Source organism: Endozoicomonas sp. ONNA1 (genome assembly GCF_024606325.1).
Classification (GTDB): Bacteria; Pseudomonadota; Gammaproteobacteria; order Pseudomonadales; family Endozoicomonadaceae; genus Endozoicomonas_A.
The window spans coordinates 1-12299 of record NZ_JAHHPN010000832.1 but is presented as its reverse complement, the minus strand read 5'-3'; the positions used below and the strand labels follow the sequence as shown (position 1 = coordinate 12299).

Sequence of the window (12299 nt, the reverse complement as noted above, 5' to 3'; positions counted from 1 at the left end):
CCTCAATTTCTTGCAATCCTCGCTACGGACGCTTAAGTCCGACAGGCTGCTAGCCCTTCTTAAGGATCGATCATCAAGTATCGATTTTACTAAAAGCGTGTAGCGTTCACCATGCGGCTGCAGTAAAGAGGTACAATGAAATCAGAAAAGCGAATGCTGGCGAATTGGGGGGAGGGCTTGCCTCACTGGCAAGATACTCGAGGTTGTTCGCACTTGCTATATTCACGGTCAGGGACGACTTCCATACCAGAGAGCTTCCTTCCTCGGGAAATGCTTCAAAGATATAAACATCACCATTATTATATCTTGGTCGCAGAATAACCAAATGCTGATCCCCACTCTGACATAGCCAGCTATTGATGATTTCACCTTCATCGCCCAACTGGTTAATAACACTGTTAGTCTCGCAAAGTGCAACAATGGGAAACGCTGATTCCTTGTTAATTTGCAGATTCTGATTCTCGTTATGGCGAACATTCCAGACGAGTTGAAAGGGTTGTTTAATTGAATCACTAAAATCTGTTGGGGCAGTTGTTGGATAAGTTGTTATCACAGGGTAAGTCGTTGTCTCAGTGTCATTCCCTGTCTCAGAATAAGCCGTTGTTTCAGGATAAGTCGTTGTTTCAGGATAAGTCGTTGTTTCAGATTCTTTGACGGGTTCGACATACACCATAAGTCGCATGTTATGGGATCGGCAATGACCGCCTTCACGGTTATCGAGTGAAGATTTAGTACCATTTGCTGTGGATATAAAATAGTAGGAATGACCTGGCAAATAGACTCTCGAATCGACAGCACCGTATTCAGTAAATAGTACCCTGTGGAAACGAATAAGAGCAGGTGTATCGCATTTTCTCAAAAGCAAACTTGAAGACTTGGTGATATTTACTTTACATTGTTCATAGTCGGCTTTATCGACTTGCCAAAGGTTATCATACATTTCGTCAGGATTTTTAAAGTGCTCGCTGGGCTTTAGATAAATGGCAACATTACCACAAACAAAATATGTCACTGATCGAGGCAGTACGGATAAGCTTTCATTCACATTTTTTGAAAATGCATCAATAGTCCACATGATTGAAGGGTTGTGGCCTGCTTGAGCTTTAGCCAGATGGAGTAGCAAGACGAGACCGACTAAGTTGACTTTCATACATTTTCTCCACGACACATAGAAAGATATATGGAACATAAGAGCCACCTGAGCATTTTTTTAAACACCCGACTCTATAGCATCACATTGGCTTGTGTGCCACGGTAAAATAGCAGACTTTCAGAGCACTAAAGATTCGGTTAAGTCGTGAACTTTTAGTGAAAAGACAAAAGACATGGGTAGGCAGGAATTTCTGCTACTTTTGTTTCTGAGCTGTAATGGAGAAAAAATATGAAGCCTGTTTTATTTGGACTCGCACTGTTATTCCATCTTTTGCCAGTGTGTTATGCGATTGATGAATACGAAAGCATTTTTTGGGATCCGGATTTGTTTTCGCATGAGGTGAATACAACCCTGTATGTAAGGCTAAATGCAAAGATAAATGTTATCTGTCCGAGCATTGACATTGTTGTAAAGCATCGGGGCAAAGATCGACAAGTCTCTACAACGTACGAAAATGTATGGTTGGCCTTCAATAAAACGAGCTATGATAATTGTCGGATAGATAAAAAGTATGATCCTAAAGCAGTCCTTTACCTATGCCCTGATCCTACAAAATTGAATAAAATTCCACTGATCTTTCGTAGTCGTTCTAGCGCACCTCCTAGCACTCCGACTTTATTTGAAGGGGGAAAAGATTACTATTTGATATCCACATCTGATGGCACTGAGTCTTCAATCCACCGTAGTGAAGGTGGGCGTTGCCATACACGTAATATGCGTGTCAGGATTCATGTCTGTGAAGCAAAAATGTCTGATAGCCTTGATCCCAACTGCCGTAGAATACTTGATCCCAAATCAAATATTTGTCCTGCAACCGATCCTGTTGCTGAACCTTATCATTTAACGACTCATGCTCCCGTGACGACTCTTGCTCCTGTAACGACTCCTGCTCCTACCAATATTTCCGAAATCTATAATGACACTGACTCTGATACCGAAACGTTTCCCACAACAATGGCTGAAACGGTTAATGCAAGGGCGACTGAAACGACTTCAGCCGGGTATAATCATCCATTGCCACGACCTGTTGAGTTAGTGTGGGTGATTGGCTACAACCAGTCTCAAACCGAACATATTTCTGAAGCAGCGAATCATTCGTTGGTGGCGCTTTGTGAAGAGACCAACAGTAAGGTCAGTTTGCTGAACGACAGGGGAACCATTGTTGATAGCTGGTTATGCCAGCATGCAGGCGAGCGTCTGGTGATTCTCAAACCCGAATATCGCAGTGGTGACGTTTATCTGTTTGAGGCATTACCCGGGTATGGCAGCGTGAGGCCATGGAAATCGGTCCTGACTGTCAATGTAGACAATGTGGGTAGCGTCAGGCAACGCTTTATCAGTAACGCAGACTCCCTCTATCACCTGCCTGGATTTGCTCTTTTGGCCTCAATGTATTTTATTGCTGCAAGCATACACTGACAGGCTTAAGAATCGTCCCCTGCCCGATCATTTGCAGACGAACTTGCGGCTGATGGATGAGAAGTGCAAGGGGCCGTGACCTGAACAGACTCAAATAGCCTTCACCACACGCTTGTAGTAAAGAGATACAATGAAATCAGAAAAGCAAGTGCTGGCGAGCGGGGAGATGGGGTTGCCTCACTTGCAAGATACTCAAGGTTATTCGCACTTGCTATATTCACGGTCAGGGACGATTTCCATACCAGCGAGCTTCCTTCCTCGGGAAATGCTTCAAAGATATAAACATCACCATTATTATATTTTGGTCTTAGAATGACCAAGTGCTGATCCCCACTCTGACATAGCCAGCTATTGAGAGTTTCACCTTCGTCGCCCAGCCGGTTAATGACACTGTTAGTTTTGCAAAGCGCAACGATCGGAAATTCTGAGTCCTTGTTAATTTGCAGGTTCTGATTCTCGTTATGGCGAACATTCCAGACGAGTTGAAAAGGTTGTTTAATTGAACGACTATGAACTGTTGGAACAGTTGCTGGATAAGTTGTTGTAACAGGGTAAGTCGTTGTCTCGGTGTAATTCACTGTTTCACTGTGATTCCCTTTCCCGGTATAAATCCTTTTTTCAGGATAAGTTGTTGTTTCAGGATAAGTTGTTGTTTCAGGATAGGTCGTTGTTTCAGGCTTTTTATCACTGCATTCGGGATCATTGACTTTACAAACATACACCGCAAGTCGCATGTTATGAGATCGGCAATGACCGCCATCAAGGTCATCGAGTGAAGACTTGGCACCATTCGCTGTGGATATAAAATAGTAGGAATGACCTTTTTTATAGACTGGAAGATTACCGGCAGCATAATCTCTAAAGATTGCCCTGTGTGTGGATATTTGAAACGGATCTTTGCATTTTTTTAAAAGTAAACTTGTAGACTTGCTGATATCCACTTTACATTGGTCGTAGTCAGCTCTATCGACTTGCCACAGGTTGTCATATAGCTCGCTGGGATTTTTATGAATCTCACTCGGCTTTAGATAAATGACACTATTATAACAAACAAAATAGACTATTGATTCATACTTTAGGGATAAGCTTTTATTCACATTTTTTGAAAATGCTTCAGTCATCCAAAATATTGAAGGGTTGTGAATATTTGCATGAGCCTCAACCAGCTGGAGTAGTATGGCGAGTCCCAGTAAGTTGACTACAACGGACTTTCTCCAGGAAACGCGGAAAGACAAATGGAGCATAACAGTCACCTGACTTTTTTAAACACACAACTGTATAGCATTACATTGGCTGGCGCGCCCCGGTAATTGCATGAATATTGCCAAACAGAGGTTTGAGCGATAATCGACGTTTATTGAGGCATGATTGTTCTGTAGTAGCGGCATTTGGATTGCCGTAAGTGAGCAATTCTCGCTAAATAATCTAAAACCTCCAATAGCCGCTCCTTTAGTGCACCAAAGGTTCGGTTAAATCGTGAACTTTTAGCGAAAAGAAAAAAGGCATGGATTGGCAGAAATTTCTGCTATTTTTGTTCCTGAGCTGTACTGGAGAAAAGAACATGAAGTCTGTTTTATTCGGATTCGTATTGTTATTGCAACTGTCGCCAGTGTGCTATGGGCGTGTTCATTACGAAAGCATTTTTTGGGAACCGGATTTATTTTCGCACGAGGTGAATACAACCCTATACATGACTCCAAATTCAGAGATAAAGATTATTTGCCCAAGTCTTAAACTTGTTGTAAGGAAACGATTTAAAGATCGACAATACTATGCAACCTTCGAAAATTTATGGATATCCCACAACAAAACGAGCTACGATAACTGTCGGATAGATAAAAAGTATGAGCCTAATGCAGGTCTTTATCGATGCGATAATCCAGGGATTGTTGATCATATGTCACTGACTTTTCCTAAACGTCTTAATAAAATTATCCCGGAAGGGGGTAAAGATTACTATTTGATATCCACATCCGATGGCTCGGAGACTTCAATCGAGCGCAGTGAAGGTGGAAATTGCCTTACACATAATATGCGCATCAGGGTTCACTTCTGTAAACTACCTGGTGACCCCGATCCCAACTGCCGTGGACCATTTGATCCCAAGTCAAATATTTGTCCTGCAACCGGCCCTTGTCATGGAACGACTGATGTTCCTGAAGCGACTCCTGTTCCTGTTCCTGTTCCTGTTCCTGCTACTGTTTCTGAGACCTATGATTACATTGACGCTGATGCCGAAGTGTTTAGCGAAACAGTCATTGTAAGGACTTCAGGCGGGTATGATTATTCACTGCCACGACCCATTGAGTTAGTGTGGTCGATCGGCCACAACCAGACTCAAACCAAACATATTTCTGAAGCAGATAATCACCCGCTGGTCGTACTTTGTGAAGCGCCCAACAGCAAGGTCAGTCTGCTGAATGAGAAAGGAACCATTGTTGATAGCTGGTTATGTCAGCATGCAGGCGAGCGTCTGGTGATTCTCAAACCCGAATACCGGAATGGCGACGTTTATTTGTTCGAGGCACTACCCGATAATGCCAGTCCGAGGCAATGGAAATCGACCCTGACTGTCAATATAGGCAGTGTAGCTAGCGTCAGGCAAGGCCTTATCAGTAAAGCAAACTCCATTAATAACCTGCCGGGATTTGCCCTTTTGGTCTCAATGTATCTTATGGCTGCAAGTGCACTCTGAAATATTTAAGAGTCGTCCCAGACTCTTAAATAGTAGTGCCAGCGTTTTATTGGGATGAATTATAGCGTCATAAAACCTTCTTTTTCTTGTCACCTCCAAGAAATATTTTCAGCCCAATATACTCACCCGCAGTTAATAAAAAAACAGCCATGAGGGTCTTGCAGCCATGCTTCTAAGTCTGGCGAGGCGGCAAGGACTCTCGGATTGTAAATGATAAAAAATGCCGACACACCGTTCCTTAGAACGAATGAATAAATACTAAAACACAGTATAAATGGAGTTTTTTAATGAAACGTAAACCTGTTTCTCTGGCGGTAGCCGCTGTTGTTGCGGGTCTGACCCTCTCTTCTGCCCATGCTGGTGTCGTCAAGACAGAAGGTGAAGATATAATCGTCAGCACCAAGAATGGTGGTCTTGCGCTGAAAACAGAAGACGGCGCTTTTTCTTTCAAGGTGAGCGGCAAGTTACAGTGGGACTATGCAAGCCTCGATGATCTTTATGTTGCAGACAGTGGTAATGACGCTGAAGCCCGTAAAGGCTATATTCGTCGTGCCGAGATTGGTTTCAGTGGTAAGGCGTACACTGATTGGAAATACAAGCTCAAGCTGAAAACCAAAAGCGACGACTCAATTGAATTGGATGATGCCAAAATCAGTTATGTTGGCTTCAAACCTGTCGAAGTGACTTTGGGTCGCTGGGGTCGTGACTATGGACTGGAAAATACTGTCAGCTCTTCCTGGATTATGGCCATTGAGCGTCCCATGATGTATGACTTCCTGCAAGGCGATGAAGGTAATGACTACGGTATTCAGGTAGCAACCGGTGGTGATAACTATACCGCCGTGTTTGGTATTCATCATGATGGACAGGCGGAAGAAGATAAGCCAGAAGTAGAACGGACTGCCAGTTATGTCTTGCGTGCTACCTATGCCCCCATCATGAATGATGACATGCTGCTTCATCTGGGTCTGAACTATTACAACAAGAATCCGGATGGTGGTTCTGATGTTGAGTTAGAGTCCTCCTTAGGCGCTAAAAAAGGTGCAGACAGGACTGTAACGGTCGCAAACGTTGATAAAGATTCTGAGTATGTTCTGGAGTTGGCGGGGCAGTTCCAATCACTCCAGCTTCAGGGTGAATATGCAGTGAGAGACATGAAGTCTAAAAACGCTAACAGCGACGCTAAAGTTTCCGGCTACTATGGACAGATTTCTTACATGCTGGATGGTGGCAAGCGCACTTATAAAGAAGGTGCTTTTGGTAAGCCAACCGGTGGTCAGTGGGAAGTGTTCGCACGTTACACTCAGGCTACTATCGACCAGGATAGTGTGAGTGATGATCTTGAGCTGAAAACCACTACTTTGGGCGTGAACTACTTTGCGACCAAGAATATCCGTGCCAGCCTGAACTATGTTCAAGGCAAAACCAATGAAAACATTGAAAATGATAAGGGAAGCGCTATCGTAAGCCGCCTGCAATACGTGTTCTAATCCCCAGTCAGTTCCTTTGTGTATGAACTTGGCCCTGTTTTGCAGGGCCTTTTTGATGGTGCCGTAAATGGCGCTGTTCCGGAAGCTATAACAACTGCCGACAGTCAAGCTTCTTCCACACCTTTGTTATCCAGTGGTGGGGCATCCGGCAGGGTAGTGCCTGAGCGCCTTTTTCGGGAATGCACGATTGAGCCAGATCAGTGAACATTTCGTCGACCTCTGACTCAGTATTGTCCCGGTTTTCTTCACCCGGCAATGCATTAATTCGATCCGCGCCCAAAATGCTTTTCTGCCCTGAGCATTAGGGCACAGACATGTTTGCAGTTGAACTGTATGGGGCAGGTGCAGGTACCTGATACAGCATCTTCAGCAGGATCATCCGGATAAGGGTTCAGCTCAATATCGACCAGATAGACCCTGCCTTCTGAACCTTTGACTTGCCCACTTAGAATGCCTGTCTCATCATCTAATTCCAGTGAAATAACCTTATTTCGACGAAAGTAATCAACTCCTCGCTGGGCAGTTTTGGCTCTGAACAGGTCAATGAGGTCGGGATTCAGTGAGTGCATAAAGTCCTGACGGGAAAAGGTAAAAGTGTGAGCATAGCAGTCAGTAGGGTTTCGGACCTGGCAGGGATAGTGTTTCGGTCATGGATAGATAAAAGGAATTCCCGTTAATCTTTTCGGCTTCAGTGCCTGAAAACCAGCAATTTGTCACAGAAGGTGCCATAGAAAGTGCGGTAAAATCAGAGAGATCAGCTTTTGATGGATAGAATGCTCTGTTTATTACAGCAAACGATCCATGAATAGGGCTATTTCACGTCATATTTTGTAAAAAAAACGAAAAATGAATTAAAGTGACGAAGAAATTTGACGAAATAGAATTTTAGACCTTAAATGAATTAATAAGAGTTTGCTTATTGCGATTCATATTATTTCAAGGCTGTTTATTTTCATTGCGTTGATGACAAGGAAAGTCGTTACAATGGATGCAGCAGATCAGGTATTGATCATAGAAGACTCTCAGCAGCGCCGACATGATCTAGGTACCATTATTGAGTTTATGGGGTATCGTACCAGAGCGGTCAGTTCCGCCTACTGGGAAGATGCTATCAGGGAATCCGACAAAAATGGTTTCTGTGCGCTTTTTCTTGGGGACTTTCTCCAGGCAGAAAGTTCAATGCAGGGCATGATCGCCCGCATACAGAACTGGAGTGGCGGGGTTCCCGTCATTCGCATAGCCGACCCGATTCCTGAAAACCTTCAATCTTCTCTACGCAGACAGATTATTGCCCGCATTGACTGGCCCTGCAATCGTTCGCAGTTACTCTCTTGCCTGCATTACGGTCAGGTGTATCGCGAGCAATGGCGTCAACTTCATCAGACCGGCATGAACCAGCAGGTAGAACTGTTCCGTGGGCTGGTGGGTAAAAGTGACAAAGTCCGTAAAGTTCGTGCTTCCATGGCGCAGGTGGCCAACCGTGACGTCAATGTTATGGTGACCGGTGAGTCAGGAACTGGCAAAGAACTGGTGGCCAGAAATCTGCACGACCACTCCCATCGTCGGGATATGCCTTTTGTGCCGGTAAACTGTGGTGCCATTCCTAATGAATTGCTGGAAAGTGAACTGTTTGGCCATGAGAAAGGTTCTTTTACCGGTGCGGTAAGCTCAAGAAAAGGACGGTTTGAACTGGCACAGGGGGGCACACTGTTTCTTGACGAAATTGGTGACATGCCGCTGCACATGCAGGTTAAGTTGCTCAGGGTTCTACAGGAACGCACTATTGAAAGAGTAGGTGGTTCCGAGCAGATTTCCGTGGATGTCAGAATCATAGCGGCTACCCATAAAAACCTTTCTGAAATGATTGAGTCTGGTGAGTTCAGGGAAGACCTGTACTACCGGTTGAACGTATTTCCCATTGAAATGCCGGCGCTAAGGGATCGTCCGGAAGATATTCCTCTGATCCTCAATGAGTTGGTTAGCGCAATGGAAAAACAGAGTCGTGGCTCCATTCGTCTTAGTTCTGCTGCCATTTTATCGCTGTGCCGTCATGACTGGCCAGGTAACGTCAGGGAAATGTCCAATTTGTTGGAAAGACTGGCGATCATGTACCCATACGGTGTCGTAGGTGTTCAGGATTTGCCGCAGAATTTTCGTCATATGGAAGCTATTTCTGATGATGACGGTGTTGCCGAGTTGTTCCCGGACAGTATTCAACCTGCAGGGCCTGGAAAAGTCGATGATTTAGCGATCCTTCCTGTGGGCGGGCTGAATCTAAAGGAATTTTTGACCCGGCTGGAAAAAAGTCTGATTCAGCAAGCTTTGAGTGACTGCAACAGCGTTGTGGCCAGAGCGGCTGACAAACTTCAGATTCGCCGAACAACTCTGGTTGAGAAAATGAGAAAGTATGGTCTTCATCGTTATGAAGAAACCATGCGTTAATCAGCTCGTTTCAAAAAAATGGCTGTCAGCGTGAGCTGATAGCCATTTTTTTTGTCTGCACTTTCCCTGTCATCATATCGACTCTGTTACGGTTTCGTCTTCTTCTGAAAAAAGTAGTCGAGAACGTTTTTGTTTTTTGAAATCCTGAAAATTTTATTTGATAGCTGTCTTTCTTTTTTTACTTAAAAGAAGGTCGTTTTTATGGTTCGTTAAATGATCAGTGACTTTGATTTATTTGGCACTTTCTTTCGTTCGGGTAAGTTTTTTTCAGTTTATTAAAACTAACTTTCTTTTGTCGTTTTTTGAATTTTCCATTTTTAATCTTTATTAAGTCAGTTAAATAGCACTTTTTACTTTTCTATAAATTTTTATGCGACAGCAATACGTCACTATAAAATGACAGTGTCAAATAACTTTCTTTTTATTTTTCAATAAAACGACGATTGATTTCTTTTGTTGAGAGTGATCTTGACTCTGTCAAAAAAGTAACGTGTCGGGGATTCGGCTGGTTAAAAAAAATATCAATAAAAACAGTGTGTTATGGAGTTTGGTTGAGGTCTGGTCAAAATAATGCCGCGTCAGTGATATGGCTATGCCTGAAAAACAGGCATTTTAAAAAATTGGCACGGCTCTTGTTATTAATAAGGTACAGGCAGTAAAAAATAAAAAACGTTTTTGATTCCAGATCTTGTGCAGTAATCACTTAAAAGAAGCTGAAAGCCATGAACTCATCAACAAAACAAATTATTGCAGTTGCGGGGTGTAAAGGTGGAGTAGGTAAAACATTAGTTGCAGTCAATCTCGCACTGGCTCTTACAAACAACGGTAGACGTGTTGTTCTAATGGATGGAAACCTTGCTGTTCCTGATGTCGGAATAAGTCTTGGGCTTGAGAAGAAGCTGGATATGACTCACTTCGATGCCAACGACTCTTTTTCAAGTTTTATTCAGGATGGCCCTCAGGGTCTGAAGGTGTTGTCGCCAAAAGGGGAGCCTATCTGGCGGGAGACCGTAGAAACCGGTCATGCTGTCCGAATGATAGAAAGCCTGGAGTCACTGGCCCCCACTCTGGATACCCTCGTCATTGATACCGCACCCGGACTGGCTCCGGACAATGTAGCTCTTATTCAGGCAGCGGGAGAAATTCTTATCGTCATCAATCAGGAGGTTGTGTCACTGCTGGATGCTGTGAGGATGATCCGTATGCTTTATAGAATATACGGTGTTCGTCGTTTTGGAGTGATTGTAAATGCCGTCAGTAACCGTCGGTACGGTTCGAACCAGTTTGAAAGACTGCAATCCTACTTGAGTGATGAAGTAGAAATTATTCTCCGTTATCTGGGGGCGATTCCATTCGACAAGGCTGTCGCAGAATCGCTCACCCGTCAGCAGGCTCTGCTGCAAGTCAATCCGGATTGCCGGGCTTCGAAAGCTATTTCCCGTATTGCTCATCAGATAATGGCGATACCGGTTACACCGCCAAGGGGTCGTATCGAATTCTTCTTACCAACAAGAATAAAAGAGAGGGTATAAGCATGGATGCTACAGCACAGGAAGTGCAGGCTACGAAAGCCAATCAGGAAAAGAGTCAGAAACTGATTCAAACCGAAATGGTTGAAACTCATAAGGCTCTGGTAAAAAGAATTGCAAACCACCTGGCCGCCAGAATGCCAGCCAGCGTTCAGATCGATGACCTTGTTCAATCAGGTATGATCGGTTTGCTGGAAGCTGCCTCAAAGTACGATGCCAGTAAAGGTGCCAGTTTCGAAACATTTGCCGGCATCCGTATTCGTGGTGCCATGTTGGATGAAATCCGAAAAGGTGACTGGGGACCAAGATCCGTTTACAGAAACAGTCGCAAAGTGACTGAGGCTATTCAGAAGGTTGAAGCCCGCCTGGGAAGAGACGCCAGAGACTTCGAAGTGGCCCGGGAGCTGGAGGTCAATCTGGATGAATTCTACACCATTCTCAGTGACCTTCGTGGTTGTCGACTGTTCAGTTTTGAAGAACTGTTCGACAGCGAAGAGTCCAGAATGCAGGCCCGTTCTGGAGACCGCGGCCCATCGGCCGATATTCAGGAAGAGAAGTTCAAGTATGCCCTTGTAGAAGCTATAGAGAAGTTGCCCGAGCGGGAAAAGCTGGTCCTGATGCTCTATTACGATGAGGAGATGAATCTCAAGGAAATTGGCAAGGTTCTGGGCGTCAGCGAGTCCAGAGTCAGTCAGATTCACTCCCAGGCAGCTGTCAGATTGAGAGCCAAGCTCCATCACTGGTTAGGTTAAACCTCCAGTGTACCCAGAGGGGCCCTTGAGTATGGGGGCCCCAAGCTCTGAAATAAGTATTTTTGTTTCTATCCAAGGTCATTGTTTCTCCAAACCCTGTGGCTGGAATGTACGCAGGCCCTTGCTCCACATACTTTTTTATTGAGTGGTTTTTATCAAGTAGTTTTTATTAAGCAGTCTTATAACGGACCTGTATTAAAATGAAATGGAATTCTTATCTTGCGGCGTGCTTTCTGGCCCTTTCCTCTTGTTTCTTGTCCGCACAAGAAGCGCCAGTCAATATTAAAAACGTGGTTACCATTAATACCCATCAGGCCAAGCGCCTTCATGAGCTGGGAGCCCTGTTTATAGATGTGAGGCCATATCAACAGTGGGAATGGGGGCATATTGAGCGGTCTCAAAGTCTGGATCTCAGGGCTGGCTTCAGACAGCTGTTTATGCCTGGTGCTCTGGATAAGAAAACGCCCATCGTCATCTATGGCAACAGCACTTACCACATGAGGGGAGCGATCGCGAGTTACCTTGCTGCACTCTGGGGTTACAAGAGAGTGTTTTTTTTCAGGGATGGCTACTTTTCCTGGTTGGCACTTGATTACCCGGTGACGCTTCAATCAGACTTGGGAACAGAAGAAATAATCGGCTGGAAGCCAGAAAAGAAAAAGATTGAAGATATGAGCAATTTACAGACATTCCCGGCAATGATGAAGTAAGTCATTTTCAGCTAGCTTTCGGGCTCAATCACTTCAGGCGCTCGCAGAGCCGGGAATCATTCAGCTTGAGTTAATAAGCTTGCAGTTATACCTGCTGGCGAGTACCCAC

11 protein-coding genes are annotated in these 12299 nt (G+C 44.4%); 8 read left to right on the top strand and 3 right to left on the bottom strand.

What is annotated here, in order from left to right:
• Positions 1–106: 106 nt before the first annotated feature.
• Positions 107–1150: a hypothetical protein gene (locus KDK19_RS19730; RefSeq protein WP_257292691.1), complete on the bottom strand. Its 1044-nt coding sequence runs from the start codon at positions 1148–1150 to the stop codon at positions 107–109.
• 645 nt (positions 1151–1795) lie between these two features.
• On the opposite strand from KDK19_RS19730, the gene KDK19_RS19725 reads away from it, so the two are divergent.
• A complete protein-coding gene (locus KDK19_RS19725) occupies positions 1796–2572 on the top strand; it encodes a hypothetical protein (protein ID WP_257292690.1) in 777 nt (258 codons plus the stop codon).
• A 101-nt stretch (positions 2573–2673) separates the two neighbouring features.
• On the opposite strand, the gene KDK19_RS19720 is transcribed toward KDK19_RS19725, so the two are convergent.
• Positions 2674–3816 carry a hypothetical protein gene (locus KDK19_RS19720; protein WP_257288130.1) on the bottom strand — a complete coding sequence of 381 codons (1143 nt, stop codon included), beginning with the start codon at positions 3814–3816 and terminating at the stop codon, positions 2674–2676.
• 260 nt (positions 3817–4076) lie between these two features.
• Between KDK19_RS19720 and KDK19_RS19715 the strand changes: the two genes are divergently transcribed.
• From KDK19_RS19715 to KDK19_RS19705, 3 genes are all read left to right on the top strand, one after another.
• Positions 4077–5267 carry a hypothetical protein gene (locus tag KDK19_RS19715; RefSeq protein ID WP_257281973.1) on the top strand — a complete coding sequence of 397 codons (1191 nt, stop codon included), beginning with the start codon at positions 4077–4079 and terminating at the stop codon, positions 5265–5267.
• Positions 5268–5554: 287 nt separating this feature from the next.
• A complete protein-coding gene (locus tag KDK19_RS19710; RefSeq protein ID WP_257281972.1) occupies positions 5555–6757 on the top strand; it encodes an OprO/OprP family phosphate-selective porin in 1203 nt (400 codons plus the stop codon).
• An 18-nt stretch (positions 6758–6775) separates the two neighbouring features.
• Positions 6776–6961: a hypothetical protein gene (locus KDK19_RS19705; protein WP_257281971.1), complete on the top strand. Its 186-nt coding sequence runs from the start codon at positions 6776–6778 to the stop codon at positions 6959–6961.
• 56 nt (positions 6962–7017) lie between these two features.
• On the opposite strand, the gene KDK19_RS19700 is transcribed toward KDK19_RS19705, so the two are convergent.
• Positions 7018–7326 (bottom strand): SWIM zinc finger domain-containing protein, encoded by a 309-nt coding sequence (locus tag KDK19_RS19700; protein WP_257281970.1) that lies wholly within the window; start codon positions 7324–7326, stop codon positions 7018–7020.
• A 415-nt stretch (positions 7327–7741) separates the two neighbouring features.
• On the opposite strand from KDK19_RS19700, the gene KDK19_RS19695 reads away from it, so the two are divergent.
• From KDK19_RS19695 to KDK19_RS19680, 4 genes are all read left to right on the top strand, one after another.
• Positions 7742–9199: a sigma-54 dependent transcriptional regulator gene (locus KDK19_RS19695; protein ID WP_257281969.1), complete on the top strand. Its 1458-nt coding sequence runs from the start codon at positions 7742–7744 to the stop codon at positions 9197–9199.
• 722 nt (positions 9200–9921) lie between these two features.
• Positions 9922–10731, top strand: coding sequence for a P-loop NTPase (locus KDK19_RS19690; RefSeq protein ID WP_257288134.1), 810 nt, complete (start codon positions 9922–9924; stop codon positions 10729–10731).
• Positions 10732–10733: 2 nt separating this feature from the next.
• Positions 10734–11480: an RNA polymerase sigma factor FliA gene (locus KDK19_RS19685; protein ID WP_257281967.1), complete on the top strand. Its 747-nt coding sequence runs from the start codon at positions 10734–10736 to the stop codon at positions 11478–11480.
• Positions 11481–11680: 200 nt separating this feature from the next.
• A complete protein-coding gene (locus tag KDK19_RS19680) occupies positions 11681–12190 on the top strand; it encodes a rhodanese-like domain-containing protein (protein WP_257281966.1) in 510 nt (169 codons plus the stop codon).
• The last annotated feature ends 109 nt before the right edge of the window (positions 12191–12299 follow it).